Here is a 20,633-nt window from a genome sequence, read left to right as displayed (position 1 = left end):
GATTGGAGATGTTGCTGCCGAAAAAATTCGACGCAAGTGTAAAGCATTTTAAGATGCTTCCGCGAAACATCTGCCCCATTGCTTCAGTCAGGGCGCATTTTTGCGGCGGCATTTGACCCGCAGCAACGCCATGGGGCGGCGGCAAGAGCGACGGAAGGAACGGGAAGAAATGAAACAATGAAAAAGCCGGCGCAGAAAAACAAAAAGGAAGCCGCCAATGCGCTTCCTTTTGTGAATTTCTGCGGTTTGCTTCACCCAACCCTCTTGCTCCATCAGGAAGCAAACGAATTGGTAGGCACGATTGGACTCGAACCAACGACCCCTACCATGTCAAGGTAGTGCTCTAACCAGCTGAGCTACGCGCCTATCGAAGATTACAGAACTTGATAAAACAAAAAAGGAAGCCGAGAACGCGCCTCCTTTTCTTTGCTTCGCCCAACCCCACCATCCCGAACGGAACCGGAAGAATTGGTAGGCACGATTGGACTCGAACCAACGACCCCTACCATGTCAAGGTAGTGCTCTAACCAGCTGAGCTACGCGCCTAACGAAGAAGCGAGAGTATAGGAGGCTTTTCAAAATTTGCCAAGGGGTAAATGATGAAAATGATAAAAAATTAAAAATAGTCCGCCTGTTTCACCAAGCATCCGGCCACCCTCCCCGCCATCCTCTCGCCATTCCTGCTGCCCGGCGAACTACTGCCGCTTGGCCTCGATCACGCCCTTGACCTCGCGAATGACCGTCAAGGCCTTCTGCAACTGCTCGGTCGACCCGATCTCGGCGGTGAAGGCCATGCGTGCATGGCCCTTCACGCTTTGCGTGCTGACCCCGATCACATTGATCTTGTCGCGCAGGAAGATATCCGAGATATCCCGCAGCAGACCCTGGCGATCACTGGCCAGCACGAAGATATCGACCGGATACACCGTATCGCGCGCCGGTGCCCCCCAGGTGGTCTGGATGACGCGCTCGGGCGCATGCAGGCTCATCTCGGCGAAATTCTTGCAATTGACCCGATGGATGGAAACGCCCTTGCCACGTGTGACGAAACCAGCGATCACATCCGGCGGGGCCGGCTTGCAGCAGCGTGCCAGCTGGGTCAGCAGACCATCGGTTCCCACCACCAGCACCCCCGACTTGGCGCCCTGGACGATGCTGGAGGCGCGGCTCTTGCGGGTGATCAGGGCTTCGTCGTCGATCTCCGGCTTCTTTTCCTCGCCTTCGTGCAGCGCCTGCTCGACGTGGCGCAGGCTGAATTCTTCCTTGGCCAACGCCAGACAGAGATCATCGACCTTGTCGAAACCCAGCTTCTGCGCCAGCTCTTCGAGATTGACGGCGGTCTTGCCTTCGCGCTGCAAGGTCTTTTCCAGCAGGCCACGGCCTACCGACAAGGTTTCCTGCTGCTCGATGGCATTGAACCAGGCGCGGATCTTGGAGCGCGTACGCGAACTGGCGGCATAGCCGGCACCCAGCCAGTCGCGCGAAGGACCCACGCCAGCGCCACTCTTGGCGGTGATGATTTCCACCGTCTGGCCGTTCTTGAGGGGGGTGTTCAGCGGCACCATCACACCATCCACCCGCGCGCCACGGCAGCGGTGGCCGACGTCGCTGTGCAGGTGGTAGGCAAAGTCGATGGGCGTGGCGCCGCTGGGCAGTTCGATCACCCGCGCCTGCGGCGTGAGCACGTAGATGCGCTCGTCCAGCGTGGCCGACTTGAGCTTCTGCACCCAGTCGCGACGGACTTCTTCCTGATCCACCACGGCATCGGTGACTTCATTCTTCCAGGCCAGCAGCTGACGCAGCCAGGCGATTTTCTCGTCATATTTCTGCGCCGAGAAATTCGAGCCACCGCTTTCCTTGTAGCGCCAGTGCGCCGCCACGCCGTATTCGGCGAAGTGGTGCATCTCGTGCGTACGGATCTGCACTTCCAGCGCCCGACCATCCTCGGCCATGACTACCGTGTGCAGCGACTGGTAGCCGTTCTGCTTGGGACGCGAGATGTAGTCATCGAACTCTTCCGGAATCGGCGTCCAGATGTTGTGCACGATGCCCAGCACCGAATAGCAAGTCTTCACATCGTCGACGATGACACGGAAGGCGCGCACATCGTAGAGCTCGGAAAAATCGATGGACTTGCCGCGCATCTTGTTCCAGATGCTGTAGATGTGCTTGGGTCGCCCGCTGACTTCGGCGCGAATGTCCTGCGCCGCCATCTCGGCGCGCAGGCGCTCAATCGCGTTGGCGACGAAGGCTTCGCGCTCCAGGCGCTTTTCTTCCAGCATCCTGGCGATGCGCTTGTAGGTCGCCGGCTCCAGGAAGCGGAATGACAGGTCTTCCAGCTCCCACTTCAACTGCCAGATGCCCAGCCGGTTGGCCAGCGGCGCGTAGAGGTCAAAGGTCTGGCGTGCGTACTGCGCGCTGGCTTCATTCTCTTGCTTGGTCTCGGCAAAGTAGCGCAAGGTCGCCACGCGCGAGGCCAGGCGCACCAGCACCGCGCGCATGTCGGTGGCCATGGCCAGCAGCATCTTGCGCAAGGTTTCGACCTGGGCGGCGGCCTGCTGGGCGGCGTTCTTGCCGCGCAGGACTTCCTGGTGCTGGGGCTGGAAGCTCAGGCTGTGAAAGCGCATCAACTGGCGCACATTGCCCACCAGCTCGGCAATTTCCTTGCCGAAGCGTTCTTCCAGCTTTTCGTCCAGCTCGGGATGCAGCATCTGCGCCTCGAAAGCCAGGCCGGCGATGCGGGTGGCGGCATCGACGTTGAGCGCAGTGAGCACGGTGGCTACCGAGACGGCGAACTGCAGCGCATTCTGCCCGGACAGGATCTGCCTGTCGGCATAGAGCGGCTCGAGTTCGGCCAGTGCCTGCTCGACCCGCGCGACATCGTCAGGGCCGAGACCGGCGGTAATGGCTGCCAGGCCCTCGCCCTGGGTACTTGCTACCGAAACCATACCTGCTTACTTCTGGGCCGCGACGATGATGATTTCCACCAGCAGTTCGGGACGGGCCAGCTTGGCTTCAACAGTGGCGCGCGGCGGCGCGTTGCCGGGCGCGACCCACTCATCCCAGACCGCGTTCATGCCGGCAAAATCCTTCACATCGGACAGGAAGATCTGGCACGACAGGATCTTGGTCTTGTCGCTGCCGGCCTCGGCCAGCAGACGATCGATATGGCCCAGCACTTCGCGGGTCTGGCCTTCGATGTTCTGGGTGGCGTCTTCGGCGATCTGGCCGGCCAGGTAGACGGTACCGTTGTGGATGGCGACTTCGGAGAGACGCTTGCCGACGTGCAGACGTTGTACGGACATGAAATTTCCTTCGTAGTAAAACCCGGCGCCCGACGGCGCCGGCAATGACAAAAATGGATGCGATGCGTGCGGGGCGACGGCTCAGCCCAGCAGGAACTGCCGCGCCACCTCGATCTGCGGGGCGTGCATGAAGGTCGGTGCGTGGCCCACATCGGGCAACTCCACCAGCTTGGCCTTGGGGCCGCGACGCGTCATCTCCTGCGCCACTTCCGGCAGCAGCAGGTCGGACTGGGCGCCCCGTACCAGCAGGGTCGGACAGGCGATGGCGTCATAGGCCGCCCACAGCATCTGCTCGGCCGCCGTGGCGGCTTGCGGCGTGGTCAGCTTGAAGGGGACCGCCAGACCCAGGTCGTAGTGGCGCACCCACTTGCCCTCTTCATTCTGGCGCAGCACGTCCTTGGCCAGCTTGTGCCATTCTTCATCACTGTGCTGACCGAAGCTGGCCGAAATGGTCCGAATATACTGGGCGGCTTCCTCGAAGGTATCGAAGCGCACGTCCTGGCCGATGTAGTCGCCGATACGCGCCAGCGCGGCACCGTTGATGGACGGACCGATGTCGTTGAGCACCAGGCGGCGGATGGGGTTGCCCGGCAGCGAGGCCAGGCCCATGCCGATCAGACCGCCCATGGAGGTGCCGAACCAGTCGACGATCTCGGCGTCGGCGCGCGCCAGCAGGGTCACCATGTCGCTCACGTACTGCGGCACGGTATAGAACTGCGGATTGGCCAGCCGCCCGGAACGACCGCGTCCGACCACATCGGGGCAGATCACCCGGTAGGTATCGCACAGCTCGCGCGCCATGCGGTCGAAATCGTCGGAGACCCGGGTGACGCCATGCACGCACACCAGTACATTGGGATTGCGCGCATCGCCCCACTCCTTGTAGGCCATGGTGTGCAGGCCGGCGGGAGAAATGCACTGCACTGTCTTGACTACGGCTTCAGTCATGGTGAGGGCTTTCCAGATGAACGAAGCCGTCATTCTACCCTTTCAGGACAGCTTGTCGGCTGGAAATGGCAAGCCGGAACAGGAGGGAATGCTGTCTGGCCAGTGCAAACAGGCGATCGGACATCGCTGTTGCCGCTTCAAGAAAAATTCAGAATTTTCCGCAGGAAAAAACAAATGATGCAGCACAAGTCGCTGCTATAATGCGTCCCTTTTCCGGCGGCCCTCGCCGGCATCCCTCATGCCTGAGTGGTGAAATTGGTAGACACAGCGGACTTAAAATCCGCCGCTTACCCGGAAGGGGGCGTGCCGGTTCGACCCCGGCCTCAGGCACCAGACACCGCCAATCATTCTTCTTCAGGCTCAGACCACCGCAGGCGGGTTTCCTGGACGAGCCGAGTGACTCAGCGCTTGAGCAACTCCAAGGCATCCTCGGCCACACTGCGCAGATTGGTAATGGTGGCGTTGAGCGCGGCCAGTTCGGCCGGTGTGGGCGGCTGGTCCATGCCGTTCTTGACCAGCGAAGCCTTGATGATGGTCGCGGCCATCTGCCACGCAGCCTTATTGTGTGCGTCCACCAACTCTCGCTGGATGCGCTCCAATTCCGCTTTCTGATTTTTATCCATGTTCCTTGACGAGGCCGGTTGCGAATTTGCCAGGCATCCCCGGCAGATTCATGATCGTCCCGATGGAAGACCACTCCCTTTGTTGGCCTAACATTACTTTCAGTCAGGCAATTCGACAAGTGATTTTACCTTCCTGATGATGACCTGCGCGTGTCTTCGTTTGCTGTTCTCATCAGGTGATAGGTCATCTGTTACCGATCTTTACCATCCGTCCAAACCCTGCGCTTCGTGAATCCTTTACAATTGACGCCACCCTTCACCGTTGCTGGAGATCCGCCGCATGCCGCGCCTGCGCTTTTCTATCCCGTTTCTCGTCATCACCACCGCCACTCTGGGCCTGACCGCCTGCACCACTGGCAAGACCGCCTTCTATCATCAGGAGGAATTCAGCGATACCAGCGCCTTCTCGCGCAGCTTCCCCGGCAGCGAGAAAGCGGTCTGCGAAGCGGCCCGGCGCGCACTGCTGGGCCAGGGCTATGTGATCAGCAAGTCTTCCGACAACACTCTGGATGGCAACAAGAGCTTCCAACCGGCCAGCGACAAGCACATGGAAATCGCCTTCCACGTGGTCTGCGCCTCCAATGGCAACGGCAAGAGCTCGACCATGTTCGCCAGCGCCACCCAGGATGGCTACGGTATCAAGAAGAGCAACAGCTCGGCCAGCCTGGGTGTGAGCGTACTGGGCTCGGTCTCGATGCCCTTTGCCGCCAGCGATGATTCGATGGTGCGCGTCTCCAGCGAAACCATCCGCTCGCCGGATTTCTATGACCGCTTCTTTGGGGCGGCCGAACGCTATCTGCTGGTGGACGTCGATGACGACACCGCGCCCGCCAAGAAATAAGGCATCAGCCGCTCCGGCACGCCATCGGCGCCGGGATGAACGCAAAAATGGCGGCCGAAGCCGCCATTTTTCTTGCCTGCTGCCCGGGAATCAACGCCCCCAGTAGCCGTAGCCCGGGGGCGGCGGCGGACGGTGCCAGTGGCGGTGATGGCCACGAGGATAGCCACGCTCCACATACACCGGCGCCGGTGCGTAATAAACCGGTGCCGGACGCACGTAGACCGGTGCCGGGCGCACATACACCGGCGGTGGCGCATACACGGGCGCCGGCTGCACGTACACAGGCTGCGGAGCCACGTAAGCGGGCACGCCGATATTGACGCCGATGGACACATGTCCGGCCATGGCCGGTGCTGCGGACAGACCGGCAACCGCAGCAAACACAGCCATGCCGGCCATCAGGGAAATCGACTTTTTCACGATAGCTCCTCGTTGTTCTGAATGACGTAGCGTGACTATATCCGCCGATTCCTGACAACTCTAGGCGAAAGCCGTAAGGGTTGTAAGCAAATGCTTCACAAACGTTAAGCGCAATGTGAAGAATGCTTAGATCCCCTGCCCTACCGAGTCCAGCATGCCTCGCGCGATCTCGCGCTCGCCCATGATGACGTGCTGGGCGCCATGCTTTTCCAGGTGTTCGATCTCGGCATCGGAGTGGGCGCGCGCGACCACCTTCAGTGCGGCATTGAGTTCCAGTGCATTCTCGATCACCTGGCCGGCTTCGAAGACTTCGGGAATCGCCACCAGCAGCCAGCGCGCCCGCTCCACGGCGGCGGCCTGCAACAGTTCGCTCTGGGCGGCATTGCCGTACAGCGCCGGCACGCCATCCTGGCGCAGTGCATCGAGATGCTCACGCTGCGCCTCGATCACCACGAAGGGCTTGCCCTGCGCACGCAACTGCTCACCGATCCCCCGACCGACGCGGCCATAACCGACCAGCACCACGTGATCTTGCAGATCGACCGTAGGCGGCACGTCCTGCACGTCGGCGGGCTCGGCCTGGCGCGCCTCGTAGCGGTCCAGCAGCGAGAACAGCAGCGGATTGATCAGGATCGACAGGATGGCGCCCCCGAGGATCAGATCGCGCGCCATCGGCGAGAGCAGGTCCAGCGACAGGCCGAGTGTGGCCAGGATGAAAGAAAATTCACCAATCTGCGCCAGGCTGGCCGAAATGGTCAGCGCCGTCGAATTCGGGTGACCGAATGCGCGCACGATCAGCCAGGCGGCGGCCGACTTGCCGACCACGATGATGAGCACCGTCGCCAGCACCAGCAGGGGCTCGCGCACCAGGATCGAGGGATCGAACAGCATGCCCACGGAGACGAAAAACAGCACCGAGAAGGCATCACGCAGGGGCAGCGATTCTTCGGCGGCGCGGTGGCTCAGTTCGGATTCGGAGAGGATCATGCCGGCAAAGAAGGCGCCCAGTGCAAAGGACACGCCAAACACGTAAGCCGATCCCAGCGCAAAGCCCAGTGCAATGGCCAGCACGGCCAGGCGGAACAGTTCACGCGAGCCGGTATCGGCGATGCGTTCCAGAATCCACGGAATGACGCGACGTCCGACGATGAGCATCACCGCCACGAAGGCCACCACCTTGCCCAGCGTCAGCCCCAGGGTCAGCAGCACGGCGTTGCCGGAAAGCGCCTCGCCCTTGCCCCCCAGGATGCCGGAGAGCGCAGGAATGAGCACCAGCGCCAGCACCATGGCGATATCCTCGACGATCAGCCAGCCCACGGCAATGCGGCCGCGCTGGGTTTCGACCAGGCGACGTTCCTGCAGCGCCTTCAACAGCACCACGGTACTGGCCACCGACAGCGCCAGGCCAAATAGGAAGCCCTCACCGAACGGCCAGCCCAGCAGCCAGCCCAGGCCCATGCCGAGCAAGGTGGCGATGGCGATCTGCGCCACTGCACCTGGAATGGCGATGTTCTTGACCGACAGCAGGTCCTTCAGGGAAAAGTGCAGACCGACGCCGAACATCAGCAGGATCACCCCGATCTCGGCCAGTTCCTGGGCCAGGTCGGCGTCGCCCACGAAGCCTGGCGTGAAGGGGCCGATGGCGATACCGGCTACCAGATAGCCGATCAGGGGCGGCATCTTCAGACGATGGGCCAGGGTCCCGAAGATGAAGGCCAGGACCAGGCCGGCGACAATGGTGGCGATCAGGGGAGTGTGATGGGGCATCAGTCAGGATTCCTTTCTAAGGTGGATGAATTTGTTGGAGATGACTGTGTCACTGGCTGCGGGACGGCTTCCTGCCTGCGCGCAAACTCAGGCAGGAAGCTTCACAAAGACTAACACGCGCATGAATACGCGGGCATGACAGCCACGCTGGCGCCGCCGCTGGCGGGCCGCACTTGGCGCGGTGCGGTCCGCCAGCATGGCATCAACGTGCAGCCTGCAGGGCGGCGATGCGCGACTCCAGCGGCGGGTGGCTGGAGAACAGGCCCAGCCACGACTCACGGCCGGAAATGCCGGAGGCCTGCAAGTTCTGCGGCAGGCCATCGGACTGCAGGCCACCCAGGCGGCGCAGCGCGTTCATCATCGGCACCTTGCTGCCCATCAGGGCTGCGGCACCGGCGTCGGCGCGGTATTCGCGCTGGCGCGAGAAGTACATGACGATGATGCTGGCCAGGATGCCGAAGACAATTTCACAGACGAACACGGTCACCATGTAGCCGATGCCGGGGCCGCTGTTCTCTTCGTTGTTGCGGCGCAAAAAAGAGTCGACGAAGTAGCCGACGATGCGCGCGAAGAACATCACGAAGGTATTGACCACGCCCTGGATCAGGGTCAGCGTGACCATGTCGCCGTTGGCGATATGGGCCACTTCATGGGCCAGCACGGCTTCCACTTCTTCCTTGGTCATGCCTTGCAGCAGGCCGGTGGACACCGCCACCAGCGAATTGCTCTTGCTGGCGCCGGTGGCAAAGGCATTGGGCGGGCCGTCATAGACCGCCACTTCCGGCATGGGCAGCTGGGCGCGGGTGGCCAGGGTCTGGACGGTCTGCAGCAGCCACAGCTCGGTGGAATTCTGCGGCTGCTCGATCACGCGCGCGCCGGTGGACCACTTGGCGATGGTCTTGGACATGAACAGCGAAATGAAGGAACCGCCAAACCCCATCAGGCCGCAAAACACCAGCAGCATGCCGAAGTTGAGACCGTTGGCTGTGAGGTAGCGGTTCACGCCGAGCAGACTGGCGGTGAAGCTCAAGACCAGCATCACGGCCAGGTTGGTGACGAGGAACAGAACAATGCGTTTCATGGTTTTTCCTGGTGAACGAAAAGGTGCCGTGCACGTCCGGCGGCACGGCGGGTCAGACAATGGGAAGCAATGATGGGAATGGCGCGATGGCGTACAAGGGTGCCGCCGCGTCTGCGTCCTGCCCTGCGGCAGTGGCGCACCAGGGAAGGCTCAGGCCAATGGAGGAGGACGCAACTGGTCGTGCAGGTAGGACGACCAGTTCAGGCTTGCCGCAAAGGCGTGGGGAAACGGAAACCAGTGCAGTCCGGGCGTGGCGATGGGCGCCGGCAAGGCCGGATCTTCCAGCTCGCCCTGAGCGGTGGGCTGGTCATCGTCGTCGGTACCGGACGGAAGTTCATCGGCCGGTGCGATAGCGGTACCAAGGAGATCTGCCGCAGCGTGCCAGGAACTGGCAGCCGCCGCCGGACAGACCTGTTCGCCGACATGTCCGCCCCCCTGCGATGCTGCGGAAAGCGATACCTGCAACTGCTCGCGCAACTGTTCACGCAGCTGTGGCTCTCCCGTGGCTGCCAGCAATTGCAGCGGGATCAGCAGAGTCAGCAGCAGGAGCAGCAGTCGGCGCATCAAACCCATCGTGAAGGAAAAAGTAAAAACAAGGTGCATCGCCCGGCAGCATCCGCCCCCCCGTTCGCCAGGCTCTTGTCAGCATGAACGGATGCGCATTATACGCAAAATCGCCGCCCCGCCCTGCCAGCCGGTTCCCCCCGGAAACCAAGCCATACGGCAAGTTATCCACAAAAGCTGTGAACAAGCCTGTTGATAAGCACGCCGACTGTTTCTGACATGCTTGCTCAGCAAGGGTTTCCTATAAATTGCTCTTGTTTTACACAAAAGTGAAGAAATTTCCTCAGTACCTGCCCGCCGGCGGGCTCAATCGGTGGCCACTACCTTGTTGCGGCCACCCAGCTTGGCGCGGTAGAGCGCCGCATCGGCGGCCGCCATGAGCAGGCGTCCATCCGCGTCGCTTTGTACCAGACGGGTGCACACCCCGATGCTGATGGTTACACGGTGCGCCACCAGAGACTTGGCATGCGGCTCGGCCAGCGCATGCACGGTCTGGCGCAGCGATTCGCCCACCTCGGCCGCCTGGCCGGGCGACAGGCCTTCCATGAGCAGGATGAATTCTTCCCCTCCGTAACGCGCCAGCAGATCGCCCGGGCGCTGCAACTGCCCCTGCAAGGCGGCCGCCACGCGCTTGAGCACCTGGTCGCCAGGTCCATGACCGTAATGATCGTTGTACTGTTTGAAGAAATCGACATCCACCATGAACAGCGACAAGGTCCCGCCCGCCTGCCCCATGCGCTGCAAGGTCCGGGCGTAGTGTTCATCAAAATGGCGGCGGTTGTGAATGCCCGTCAGACCGTCGGTGCCAACTTGGCGCTTGAGCACGTCGGAGTGCGACTGCAGCATCTTCTCGCGGCGCACGGAGTTGCTGGCGTCGCTGATCTGGACCAGGCACAGGCGTTCTCCTCGTGCGTTATCCAGCGCAGTGAGCACCACTGATTGCACCATGCGCGCCGGTGTGGCGGTGGTGACATGATCCGGGTACAGCGGCAGCGGTGCCCGATGCAGGGCGCTGGAGAGCACCGCCGGCAAGCCATAGCCCAGGGTGCTGTCGACGGCCCGCAGCAGCGCTGGCGAGATGCGCTCCTCGAACACCTGGTCCAGACGCGCACCCAGTGCCTGTTGCGTCGGTACGCGGCTATGGCGCGCCACCCAGGCGTTCCAGAGCAGGATGTGCAGTCCGGCATCGAGCATGATCAAGCCGCCGTGGAGCTGATCGAGCACCTCCTCGGCGCTGAAGCGCGGTACCACGGCAGTGCTCATGCCAGACCGATCTTGCCCAGGTAGCGCTGCACGTGCCCCACCAATGCGTGCAGCGAGGTGGAACTGAGCAGGAAGATGAGGTGACCATCGGTCTGGTGCTTCTCGATCACCAGATCGATGTGCAGCACCAGCACGAAGCTGTCCTCGCCCTGCGCGCTGGCCAGACGCATCGAGATATCCTCGGAGGACGACACCAGGTATTGCGGCAAGGCGCTGTTGAGCGTGATCTCCAGCATGTCGGCCATGGCCGAGAGGCAGGCATTGAGGATGATGTTGCCCAGCTCGCACATGGCTTCGCGCTCGAACTCGGCCAGATCCTCCAGGCTCATCTGCGAGCCCATCATGTCGCGCACGATGGACAGCGCACGATCCTCGGTAAAGAGCAGTACCGCCTCCGCATCGAAGGGGCCATCGAAGTTCTGGCTCACCGTGGCAAAGCGTCCGCGCGAGCGCGGCAGCACCCGTTCGTCGATGGCTCCGGTACGCAGCACTTCCACCGAGGGGACCGACAGCCGCACCTCGTCGCCGACGATTTCGGACAGGCTCTGTGCCGCCCGCCCGGCACCGACGTTGAAGATCTCGGTGAGAGCGTCGCGCTCGATTTCGTTGAGAATGCTCACGACTGGCCCCGGAAATGCTGCAGCGCCTGGCCGATCGATTTTTCCGTGACCGGCTTGGCCACGAACAGGGCGCCCAGCTGCTGGGCGCGGGTCTGCACCGCTTCCTGGATATTGGCCGAGAAGATCGCGATGCGCACCGCCGGATGCGCTTGCAGGATATGGGCAGCCGCATCGGTGCCGAGCATGCCGGGCATGTTGATGTCCATCGTGCAGTAGTCGGGTACCCGTTGCTGCACCAGGGCGATGGCCTCCTCGCCCGTTCCCGCTTCCATCACCTGCCAGTCAGGATGCACGGCCAGGACATTGGCCTTGATCACCATGCGCGACACCTTGCTGTCATCGACGATGAGGAGGGTCTTGCCGCTGTCATTGCTTGCCATCTTGATTCACCTTGAACATCAAAAATCTGAAAAATGCTGACATGTTGTCATTTGTTAAAAATGATAAATCAAAAGCAACATGCTTCGTATGAGGGAATTCCTGATACGAAGCAATCTGCATCATGGAAAGCATGAAAAAAAGACCTGGAGGCCTCTGCCTCGTGGACCCTAGCGGGTGGAGGTGGAGGTGGCGCAGGCGTCCAGCGCAAGCAGGCGGGCATGGGCAATCTCGCCGCGATGGGCTGCGGCGTGCAGGGCGATGTCCCGGAAAGCGTCTGCATCGGGCCGGGCAGCCGCACCCTGCTCTGCACGCCATGCGACACAGGCGTGCAGCATGCGGACGGTGCCGGCGTGACAGACCACAACGGCGCCGTCGGCCGATGTCGCCAGCAGGTCATTGAAGGCTGCCCACATGCGCTGCGCAACGTCGGTCAGGGTCTCGCCACCGCCGGGCGGGTAGCCGGCAAGGTCGGCATTCCATGCCTCCACTTCAGCCCAGGGAATATCGTCCCAGAGGCGCAGCTCCCACTGGCCGAAATCCATTTCCTGCAGGCGCGAATCCAGCCTCGGGGCAGGCTGCCCGACTGCCGTAGCCAGGGCCTGTGCCAGGCGCGCACAGCGCTGCAGCGGGCTGCTGACCCAAGGCCAGTCGCGCGGCAGGGCCCGCACCTGAGGCAGCAGTTGTGCCACACTTTGCGCCAGCGCGTCGGGAGCGACGGCGATGTCGCTGCGCCCATAGCAGGTGCGCTTGTCCAGCTGAGGCTGAGGGTGGCGAATCAAATGCAGCTGCATGGATCAGGCACGCCACCAGGACGGCAGCGTGGCCAGCGCGCCCAGATAAAAGGCCGTTTCACTCAATTGCTGGACCGCGCCCAGGCCGTCTCCGGTATAGCCCCCCAGGCGCCGCTGGAACCGCCAGGCCAGCCAGGCTGCCGCCACCGCCGCCAGCAGCACACCGGCAACGATGCGTTGCCAGGACATCATGCCCAGCACGATCACGCCCATCACCGGCAGCACCGCAAACACGGTCGCCAGCAGAAATTCGCCATGACGCATCTGCTGCGCCAGTGGCTTGACCTTGCCCTCTTCCCGCACGTAATCCATACGCCAGATCAGGCAGGTGGCCAACCAGCGTGACAGCGGATGCGCCATGCCCAATGCCGCCACCACCTGCAACGGGAGCAGCGCCTGCAAGGCCGCCAGCTTGGTCAGCAACAGCGCGATGATGCCGATCACGCCATAACTGCCCAGGCGCGAATCACGCATGATCTCCAGCGCACGCTCACGGCTGACCGCACCGCCGAGGCCATCGCAGACATCGGCGAAGCCGTCCTCATGGAACGCCCCGGTGAGCCAGATACCGGCGACGGTGGACAGCAGCACTGCCACCGGCTGCGGCCAGAGCTGCGCCGCCAGCAGATACACCAGGGCGCAGGCCCAGGCCACGATCCAGCCGACCAGCGGGAAGTAGCGCGTGGCATGCTGCAGCCAGTGCGGCTCAAAGCCCACCCAGCGCGGGATAGGGAGCCGTGTGAAGAATTGCAGCGCCGTGAAGAACAGACGCAACTGGTACAGCAGCCCTGTGCTGTGCGGTGGTGGCGATGAGGTGAACTCTTTTTCAGACATGCTTTTCGCTGACGCTGGCCGAGGAAAAGGTCGCCATGCGTTCCAGGAAATTGACCGCAGCACGCAGCAGCGGCAAGGCCAGGGCGGCACCGGTGCCCTCGCCCAGGCGCAGGTCCAGCTGCATGAGCGGCGTGGCGCCCAGGTGCTGCAGCATGCGGCGGTGGCCGGCTTCGTCGGAGCAATGCGAGAACACGCAGTACTCCAACACCGCCGGCTGCAAGGCGGCCGCCACCAGCAGCGCCGAGCTCACGATGAAGCCGTCGATGAGCAACACCTTGCGCCGCCGTGCAGCAGCGAGCATGGCGCCGGTCATGAAGGCGATCTCGAAACCGCCCAGTGCCGCCAGACGTTCCAGCGGTGCGCTCGCCCGGCCATGCAGGTGCAGCGCACGGGTGACGGCATCGGCCTTGCGGGCGATACCCCGGGCATCCAGGCCGGTACCGGCCCCTACGCATTCTTGCACCGGCACACCGGTAAAGGCAGCCATCAGCGCGGCCGCCGCGGTGGTATTGCCGATCCCCATTTCCCCGAAGCCCAGCACATCCGTTTGCAGCGTCTCGGCAAACTGCATCCCGGCCTGCAGCGCAGAGGCGCATTGCTGCGCCGTCATGGCGGGGGCCTGGCAGAAGTTGGCGGTACCGGGCGCGATCTTGCGATCAAGCAGGCCGTCGCGCACGCCGAAATCGTGATTGACGCCGGTATCGACGATGTAGAGCGCGCATTCGTTCTGACGTGCAAAGACATTGATCGCCGCGCCACCGGCAAGGAAGTTCTCGACCATCTGCCAGGTCACGCTTTGCGGATAGGCCGAGATACCCTCCGCAGTCACGCCGTGGTCGCCGGCGCACACCACGATGGCGCTCTGGCGCAGCACGGGATGATCGCTACCCTGGATCAGGCCGATCTGGCGCGCCAGGCGTTCCAGCGTACCGAGGCTGCCCAGGGGCTTGGTCTTGTCATTGATGCGCGCCTCCAGACGGCACGCCAGGGTGGCATCGAAGGGAGAGGCAATGGCGGGAATCTGCATGTAAGGACGCTCGGCGCGCGGGGCGCGGCAGGATCAAGGGAGCGTCAGTATACGAGATCGCCGCTGCCTGCGGCACGGCGGCCACAAGAAAGGGAGCCCGCAGGCTCCCTTGGCTCCCTTTCTTGCCGGTGATCGCAGCCGCCCCGCTTCAGGCCCTGGCAGCAGCCTTGTCGAGTACGCCGAAGATGGTCGAGGCCAGTTCGTTGGCTTCGAACTTGGCGACATAGGCATCGCCCCCCACGCTCTTGACGTGGTCCTCGTTGGCCGAACCGGAGAGCGAGGAGTGGATGATGACGGGGATGTTCTTCAGGAAATCCTCGCGCTTGATGTTGCGCGTGAGCGTGAAACCATCCATTTCCGGCATTTCCAGGTCGGTCAGTACGAAGGAGATCTTGTCGGCAATCGGCTTGCCCTCGGCGCGTGCTTCCCTGGCCAGCTTTTGTATCTTTTCCCAGGCGTCCTTGCCGGTGACGTGCATCTCGAACGGGATTTCCATGGCCCGCAGGCCCTGCTCGATGAGCGAACGCGCCACCTTGGAGTCATCGGCAGCGATGGCCACAGCACCGGGGCGCAGGCCGTGGCCGGTGCTCTTTGCCAACTGCTCCATCTTCATGTCGCGGTCGCTTGGCATGATCTCATGCAGGATCTGCTCCACATCCAGCACCTGGGCCAGGCGACTGGTGTCCTTGTCCTGATCCAGGCGCGCGATGCTGGTGACGAAGGCACCACCGCTACTGGTTTCGGCTGACAGGACCTGACTCCATTCCAGGCGCACGATCTCGTCCACCGATTCGACTGCAAAGGCCTGGGTACTGCGCGCATATTCGGTGACCAGCAGGATGTTCAGTCCGGTCTTGGGCACACAGCCCACCACCGCCGGCAGGTCGATCACCGAAATGATCTGGCCGCGGATGTTGACCATGCCCAGCATCGGCGATTGCGTGCCCGCCGCCTTGGTCACCGGCGGCATGGGAACGATTTCACGGATCTTGAAAACGTTGATGCCGAACAGCTCGGAACGCTCGCCGTGAGGATCCGCCCCCAGACGGAACAACAACAGCTCGAATTTGTTGGATGCGGTGAGATTGGTTCTTTCATCAATCTCTTTTTGAAAATTGTCCATGCCCCTTCCCCCCCGGATACAAATAATTTAGACAGGCAAACCCTGCCTCAGCAATGTAGTGGGGAAAGATGGCCGTGGCAATCAGGCAATCACTGATAGCCGACATTTTTGACCTTGGGCAATGGAGCACATGCCGAAATACCACGCTTGCCCGCCGCAGGGAAGACGCTGCGTTCCGCCTGATCGAGGCAGTGCCCGGATGGTGCGCTCAAGGCTGTGCAAGAGTACGGGGCAATGACAGGGGTACAGCACAATGAAATGGGGTGCCGAAATGAAAAGAGGAAGCCCGAAGGCTTCCTCTTTCAATTTGGAGCGGGAGAAGAGTCTCGAACTCTCGACCTATACCTTGGCAAGGTATCGCTCTACCAACTGAGCTACTCCCGCATGGGACTTTTACATCTACTGCAACAGACTGCCGAAACGGTCTGGTTTGAAACTGGAGCGGGAGAAGAGTCTCGAACTCTCGACCTATACCTTGGCAAGGTATCGCTCTACCAACTGAGCTACTCCCGCATGGGAACTTACACTTTACTGCTGCAGGAAGCCGAAGCTGCCTGCCTTGAATCTGGAGCGGGAGAAGAGTCTCGAACTCTCGACCTATACCTTGGCAAGGTATCGCTCTACCAACTGAGCTACTCCCGCATGGAGCGTTTTGGAGGCGGGGGTCGGGATCGAACCGGCGTAGACGGCTTTGCAGGCCGCTGCATAACCACTTTGCTACCCCGCCTTGGGGACACGCATACTACCTAAAACACGTGTTGTTTGCAAACATCTTTTTTGACTTTTATCGACTTGCGTCGCCGCCAAATTTTCAATGCTCGCTCACCTATCACAATAAAAAAAGGAAGCTTTGTTAGGCTTCCTTTTTTCCAAGTAACCTGGAGCGGGAGAAGAGTCTCGAACTCTCGACCTATACCTTGGCAAGGTATCGCTCTACCAACTGAGCTACTCCCGCATCGAAAACAGAACGCTATTATAAGGCGGCGTTGGTATTTGTCAACTATCGATCTTAATTATTTAATTATTTTTTTCCTGTGGCTGGCATCGGCTTCCTTGATCATGGGCATGGCGCGACGCAGGTAGTACAGCATCGACCACACCGTCAGCACCGCCGCCACCAGCAGCAGCAGGCCACCCCACAGACGGGTATCGATGAAGCCGAACAGGCTGTCGTAGTACAGCAGCATGGGGATGGCGATCATTTGCGCAGTGGTCTTGATCTTGCCCAGCGAACTGACCGCCACCGACTTGGAGGCGCCGATCTGCGCCATCCATTCGCGCAGTGCCGAGATGGCAATCTCGCGACCGATGATGATGAAGGCGATCACCGGATGCACGCGGTCCAGATGGACCAGCACCAGCAAGGCGCCAGTGACCATGAGCTTGTCGGCCACCGGATCGAGGAAGGCGCCGAAGGCGGAGGTCTGGTTCCAGCGGCGCGCCAGGAAACCATCGAACCAGTCGGTCGCGGCGGCCACCACGAAGATGGCCGTGGCGGCAATGCCCTGTTCGTAGCGGTTCAGGCCGATCTCGGGCAGGTAGTAGACCCCGACGACCAGAGGAATGAGTGCCACCCGCAACCAGGTCAGCAGAATCGGAATATTGAAAGGCATACGTCTAGGAGGGTTGGAGCGGCGTACACGAAAAAAAATTTACCGAATAGTAGCAGAGTCATCCCCTGCTGCGCCCGCCTTTACGTCAGCGCGCGCATCGACGCAGTGACGGATGCACGTCATTCAATGCAGTTGCCGGTAGATTTCCTCGGCCAGCTGGCGCGAGATACCTTCTACCGAAGCCAGGTCATCCACGCTGGCATCGACCACCCCGCGCAGACCGCCAAAGCGCACCAGCAGGCGCTGGCGGCGCTTGGCACCGATGCCCTCGATCTCTTCCAGACGCGACGTCTGGCGCGCCTTGGCGCGCTTGGCACGCATGCCGGTGATGGCAAAGCGGTGCGCCTCGTCGCGGATCTGTGCGATCAGCATCAGCGCGGCAGATTCCTTGCCCAGCTCCTTGGGAGCGCGACCATCGGCGAAGACCAGGGTTTCCAGTCCCACCTTGCGCCCCTCCCCCTTGGCCACGCCGACGATGAGGCTGATGTCCAGGCCCAGCTCGGTCAGCACCTGGCGCGCCATCTCCACCTGCCCTTTGCCACCGTCGATGAGCACGATGTCCGGCATCACGCCCTCCCCATTGGCGACCTTTTCATAGCGCCGCGTGAGCACCTGACGCATGGCAGCGTAGTCATCGCCGGGCGTGATGTCGTTGATGTTGTAGCGACGGTATTCGCCGTTCTGCATCGCATGGTGATGGAACACCACGCACGAGGCTTGCGTGGCTTCACCTTGGGTGTGGCTGATGTCGAAGCATTCGGCGCGCAGTTCGTCCAGGTCTTCGCGTTCCAGCTCCAGCACCTCGGCCAGTGCGCGGGTGCGTGCCTGTTGCGAGCCCTGTTCGGAGAGCAGCCGCGCCAGTGCGATCCCGGCGCCTTTGGTGGCCATCTCCAGCCACTGGCGACGCTGGCCCTGTGGCTGGAAGGTCAGCGTGATGCGATGGCCGCACTGCTCCATCAGGGCCATCATCAGCGCCGGATCATCGAATTCGGTGCCGACGATGAGCGAGCCGGGAATGAACTTGTCGATGTAGTGCTGGGCCAGGAAGGCTTTCAGGACTTCGACCTCGATGCTGTCCTCGGCGGTGTCCATCGCATCGTCCACATGCGTGGGGAAATAGGCGCGGTCGCCCAGATGTCGGCCGCCGCGTACCATCGCCAGGTTCACACAGGCACGCCCCCCCTGCACCACCACGGCGATGATGTCGATGTCGGCGTCGCTCACCGTCTCCATGCTCTGCTGGTGCAGCACGCTGGAGAGCGAGCCGATCTGGTCGCGCACGGCGGCGGCCTGCTCGAACTTGAGGTCGGCGGCGAAGGCGTGCATCTTCTGCTCCAGCGCTTCCATGACTTCGCTCTGGCGGCCACGCAGGAACTTGGAGGCGTTCTCCACATCGAGCGCGTAATCCTCGCGGCTGACCAGGTTCACGCAAGGGCCGCTGCAGCGATGGATCTGGTGCAGCAGGCAGGGCCGCGTACGATTGGTGAAGACAGTGTCTTCGCAGGTGCGCAGCAGGAATACCTTCTGCAGGATCTGGATCGATTCCTTCACCGCCCCGGCATTGGGGAAAGGACCGAAGTACTGGTTGCGCTTGTCCACCGCACCACGATAGTAGGCCATGCGCGGGAAGGCATGGCCGGTGATCTTCAGGTAGGGGTAGGACTTGTCGTCGCGAAAGAGGATGTTGAAGCGCGGACGCAGCGTCTTGATGAGATTGTTTTCCAGCAGCAGCGCTTCGGCTTCGCTGCGGGTGACCGTGGTTTCCAGCCGGGCGATGCGCTCGACCATCATGGCGATGCGCGGGCTGGTCAGGGTCTTCTGGAAATAGCTGGAAACACGCTTCTTGAGGTCGCGCGCCTTGCCCACGTAGAGCACGTTGTCTTCGGCGTCGAAATAGCGATACACGCCCGGCAGGTGTGGCAGCCGGGCGACCGTCTCCAGCACGACCTCGCGCGGATCGGGGAGCGGGGAAGCAGGAATGTCGGACATGAACGAATGCGAAAGACTTACAGCGACTGTACTAGCGCGCGCGCCGCCAGATAGCGCGGCTCAGCCTGCAGCGCCTCCCACGTCAGCGCCTCGCCGCAGGGCAGCAAGGTAGCGCGACGCGCAGCAGACGCCGCATCCGTGCCGCCCTTGAGGCCGGCCAGAATGGCATCGGCCTTCTCGGGTGAATTGCAGATCAGGGCCACGTCGCAGCCAGCATCCAGTGCTGCTTGCGCCGCCTCCAGCGGACCACCGGCGACACTGGCGCCGTGCATGCTGAGGTCGTCGCTGAAAATCACGCCCTGGAAGGCGAAGCGCTCGCGCAGCATGGACAGCCACACCTTGGAGAAACCGGCCGGCTGGGCATCCACCTTGGGATAGATGACGTGGGCCGGCATCACGGCCGCCAGACTCATGCCCAGCCAGTCATACGGGGTGGCATCGTCACCCAGGATATCGTCCAGCGGACGTTCATCCACCGGAATGGCCACGTGCGAATCTGCCGTGACGAAACCATGGCCGGGGAAATGCTTGCCGCAATTGGCCATGCCCGCCAGCGCCAGACCGTGATTGAGGCTCTTGGCCATGAGCGTGACCACGCGCGGATCGCGATGGAAGGAACGGTCGCCGATCACGGTCGAGACCCCATAATCCAGATCGAGCACCGGCGTGAACGACAGGTCAATGCCACAGGCGCGCAGTTCAGCGGCCAGCACGAAGCCGGTGGCCGTGGCCACCTTGGTGGCTTGCAGCACGTCGCGATCCCACAACTGGCCGAGCTGGCCCATGGCCGGCAGACGCGTAAAACCGTCGGTGCGGAAGCGCTGCACGCGGCCGCCTTCGTGGTCGACCGCGATCAGAATGCCGGGGCGAGCCTGGCGGATCGCGCTGGTCAACGCGACCAGTTGCGCACGGTTTTCGTAATTGCGGGCAAACAGGATCACCCCGCCGGTCAGCGGGTGCTGGATACGTGCGATGTCGGCCGCATCCAGCCGGGTGCCGACCACATCCAGCATCACCGGACCGAGCGGCTTGACGGTTTGATTCATGACTTCTCCACGATGACAAAGGCGACGGCGTATTCCACCTCGTCGGTGACGGAGACCTGGGCGCTCAGGCCCTGCTCTTCCATCCATTGTTGCAAGGCGCCGCTGCACACCACCACCGGTTTGCCGCTGGGCGCATTGAGAACCTGCATGGCGCGCCAGGTCATGGGCATGCGCATGCCCATGCCGATGGCCTTGGAAAAAGCTTCCTTGGCGGCGAAACGGGTGGCCAGGAAGCGGATGCCACGGGCCTCCACCTTGGCCTTGCGGCGCAGGTATTTTTCCATTTCCTGCGGGCCCAGGATCCTGGCGGCGAAGCGGTCGCCGTGGCGTTGCAGGGTTGCCTGCAGGCGGGAAATCTGAAGGATGTCGGTACCGATGCCGTAGATCATGCAGCGCG

At 62.2% G+C, this 20,633-nt stretch carries 21 protein-coding genes and 8 tRNA genes; 3 read left to right on the top strand and 26 right to left on the bottom strand.

The features are described from left to right. Window positions 1–289 precede the first annotated feature (289 nt). The 5 genes from GWL_RS06760 to GWL_RS06740 all read right to left on the bottom strand — a co-directional run bounded on the left by GWL_RS06760 (window position 290) and on the right by GWL_RS06740 (window position 4,253). Window positions 290–366 (bottom strand) — tRNA-Val (locus GWL_RS06760). A gap of 103 nt (window positions 367–469) precedes the next feature. After that, a tRNA-Val gene (locus GWL_RS06755) sits at window positions 470–546 on the bottom strand. A 149-nt stretch (window positions 547–695) separates the two neighbouring features. After that, a complete protein-coding gene (locus GWL_RS06750) occupies window positions 696–2,948 on the bottom strand; it encodes a bifunctional (p)ppGpp synthetase/guanosine-3',5'-bis(diphosphate) 3'-pyrophosphohydrolase (protein ID WP_008328026.1) in 2,253 nt (750 codons plus the stop codon). Between the two features lie 6 nt (window positions 2,949–2,954). After that, window positions 2,955–3,305, bottom strand: a complete 351-nt coding sequence (locus tag GWL_RS06745) for a RidA family protein (protein ID WP_008328017.1) — start codon at window positions 3,303–3,305, stop codon at window positions 2,955–2,957. An 81-nt stretch (window positions 3,306–3,386) separates the two neighbouring features. Beyond that, window positions 3,387–4,253 (bottom strand): alpha/beta fold hydrolase, encoded by an 867-nt coding sequence (locus GWL_RS06740; protein WP_008328013.1) that lies wholly within the window; start codon window positions 4,251–4,253, stop codon window positions 3,387–3,389. A gap of 16 nt (window positions 4,254–4,269) precedes the next feature. On the opposite strand from GWL_RS06740, the gene GWL_RS23305 reads away from it, so the two are divergent. Further along, window positions 4,270–4,431 (top strand): hypothetical protein, encoded by a 162-nt coding sequence (locus GWL_RS23305; protein WP_157174202.1) that lies wholly within the window; start codon window positions 4,270–4,272, stop codon window positions 4,429–4,431. Window positions 4,432–4,493: 62 nt separating this feature from the next. Next, a tRNA-Leu gene (locus tag GWL_RS06735) sits at window positions 4,494–4,586 on the top strand. 68 nt (window positions 4,587–4,654) lie between these two features. On the opposite strand, the gene GWL_RS06730 is transcribed toward GWL_RS06735, so the two are convergent. Then, window positions 4,655–4,828, bottom strand: coding sequence for a hypothetical protein (locus GWL_RS06730; RefSeq protein ID WP_237713527.1), 174 nt, complete (start codon window positions 4,826–4,828; stop codon window positions 4,655–4,657). A gap of 328 nt (window positions 4,829–5,156) precedes the next feature. On the opposite strand from GWL_RS06730, the gene GWL_RS06725 reads away from it, so the two are divergent. Then, window positions 5,157–5,717, top strand: coding sequence for a DUF2242 domain-containing protein (locus GWL_RS06725; RefSeq protein WP_034350206.1), 561 nt, complete (start codon window positions 5,157–5,159; stop codon window positions 5,715–5,717). 90 nt (window positions 5,718–5,807) lie between these two features. Here GWL_RS06725 and GWL_RS06720 read toward each other — a convergent pair whose 3' ends face one another. The 20 genes from GWL_RS06720 to acpS form a co-directional block, all read right to left on the bottom strand. Continuing rightward, window positions 5,808–6,137 carry a hypothetical protein gene (locus GWL_RS06720; protein ID WP_008328010.1) on the bottom strand — a complete coding sequence of 110 codons (330 nt, stop codon included), beginning with the start codon at window positions 6,135–6,137 and terminating at the stop codon, window positions 5,808–5,810. A gap of 126 nt (window positions 6,138–6,263) precedes the next feature. Next, window positions 6,264–7,904, bottom strand: coding sequence for a YbaL family putative K(+) efflux transporter (gene ybaL, locus GWL_RS06715; RefSeq protein ID WP_008328008.1), 1,641 nt, complete (start codon window positions 7,902–7,904; stop codon window positions 6,264–6,266). Between the two features lie 202 nt (window positions 7,905–8,106). Further along, the gene (htpX, locus tag GWL_RS06710; RefSeq protein ID WP_008328006.1) at window positions 8,107–8,985 is read right to left on the bottom strand and encodes a protease HtpX; all 879 of its coding nucleotides are present in this window, start codon (window positions 8,983–8,985) and stop codon (window positions 8,107–8,109) included. A 150-nt stretch (window positions 8,986–9,135) separates the two neighbouring features. After that, window positions 9,136–9,549 (bottom strand): hypothetical protein, encoded by a 414-nt coding sequence (locus tag GWL_RS06705; RefSeq protein WP_034350561.1) that lies wholly within the window; start codon window positions 9,547–9,549, stop codon window positions 9,136–9,138. Window positions 9,550–9,855: 306 nt separating this feature from the next. Further along, a complete protein-coding gene (locus GWL_RS06700) occupies window positions 9,856–10,812 on the bottom strand; it encodes a GGDEF domain-containing protein (RefSeq protein ID WP_008328001.1) in 957 nt (318 codons plus the stop codon). Further along, window positions 10,809–11,432, bottom strand: coding sequence for a chemotaxis protein CheC (locus GWL_RS06695; RefSeq protein WP_008328000.1), 624 nt, complete (start codon window positions 11,430–11,432; stop codon window positions 10,809–10,811). The genes GWL_RS06700 and GWL_RS06695 overlap by 4 nt, the downstream gene beginning before the upstream one ends. Next, entirely contained in the window at window positions 11,429–11,812 is a 384-nt protein-coding gene (locus GWL_RS06690; RefSeq protein ID WP_008327999.1) for a response regulator, read from the bottom strand. Before GWL_RS06690 ends, GWL_RS06695 begins: the two co-directional genes overlap by 4 nt. Window positions 11,813–11,980: 168 nt before the next feature. Next, entirely contained in the window at window positions 11,981–12,604 is a 624-nt protein-coding gene (locus GWL_RS06685) for a histidine phosphatase family protein (protein WP_008327997.1), read from the bottom strand. Between the two features lie 3 nt (window positions 12,605–12,607). Then, a complete protein-coding gene (locus GWL_RS06680; protein ID WP_008327996.1) occupies window positions 12,608–13,438 on the bottom strand; it encodes an adenosylcobinamide-GDP ribazoletransferase in 831 nt (276 codons plus the stop codon). Beyond that, window positions 13,431–14,465, bottom strand: a complete 1,035-nt coding sequence (gene cobT / locus GWL_RS06675) for a nicotinate-nucleotide--dimethylbenzimidazole phosphoribosyltransferase (protein WP_008327995.1) — start codon at window positions 14,463–14,465, stop codon at window positions 13,431–13,433. The genes GWL_RS06680 and cobT overlap by 8 nt, the downstream gene beginning before the upstream one ends. A 148-nt stretch (window positions 14,466–14,613) precedes the next feature. Beyond that, on the bottom strand, window positions 14,614–15,588 hold the full coding sequence (locus tag GWL_RS06670; RefSeq protein WP_008327994.1) for a chemotaxis protein: 975 nt from the start codon (window positions 15,586–15,588) through the stop codon (window positions 14,614–14,616). A 308-nt stretch (window positions 15,589–15,896) separates the two neighbouring features. Beyond that, window positions 15,897–15,972 (bottom strand) — tRNA-Gly (locus GWL_RS06665). Window positions 15,973–16,025: 53 nt separating this feature from the next. Then, window positions 16,026–16,101: transfer RNA gene (locus tag GWL_RS06660), tRNA-Gly, on the bottom strand. A gap of 53 nt (window positions 16,102–16,154) precedes the next feature. Then, window positions 16,155–16,230, bottom strand: a tRNA-Gly gene (locus tag GWL_RS06655). Window positions 16,231–16,241: 11 nt separating this feature from the next. Next, window positions 16,242–16,315, bottom strand: a tRNA-Cys gene (locus tag GWL_RS06650). 152 nt (window positions 16,316–16,467) lie between these two features. After that, a tRNA-Gly gene (locus tag GWL_RS06645) sits at window positions 16,468–16,543 on the bottom strand. A 58-nt stretch (window positions 16,544–16,601) separates the two neighbouring features. Continuing rightward, window positions 16,602–17,201, bottom strand: coding sequence for a CDP-diacylglycerol--glycerol-3-phosphate 3-phosphatidyltransferase (gene pgsA / locus GWL_RS06640; protein WP_008327992.1), 600 nt, complete (start codon window positions 17,199–17,201; stop codon window positions 16,602–16,604). A gap of 123 nt (window positions 17,202–17,324) precedes the next feature. Beyond that, window positions 17,325–19,190, bottom strand: coding sequence for an excinuclease ABC subunit UvrC (gene uvrC / locus GWL_RS06635; protein ID WP_008327990.1), 1,866 nt, complete (start codon window positions 19,188–19,190; stop codon window positions 17,325–17,327). 17 nt (window positions 19,191–19,207) lie between these two features. Next, window positions 19,208–20,236, bottom strand: coding sequence for a beta-N-acetylhexosaminidase (gene nagZ, locus GWL_RS06630; protein ID WP_008327989.1), 1,029 nt, complete (start codon window positions 20,234–20,236; stop codon window positions 19,208–19,210). Continuing rightward, the gene (gene acpS, locus GWL_RS06625) at window positions 20,233–20,625 is read right to left on the bottom strand and encodes a holo-ACP synthase (protein ID WP_008327987.1); all 393 of its coding nucleotides are present in this window, start codon (window positions 20,623–20,625) and stop codon (window positions 20,233–20,235) included. The genes nagZ and acpS overlap by 4 nt, the downstream gene beginning before the upstream one ends. Window positions 20,626–20,633: the final 8 nt, after the last annotated feature.

This window comes from Herbaspirillum sp. GW103, from assembly GCF_000261365.1.
Lineage (GTDB): Bacteria > Pseudomonadota > Gammaproteobacteria > Burkholderiales > Burkholderiaceae_D > Herbaspirillum.
This window is presented reverse-complemented; position numbering and strand designations above follow the sequence as displayed.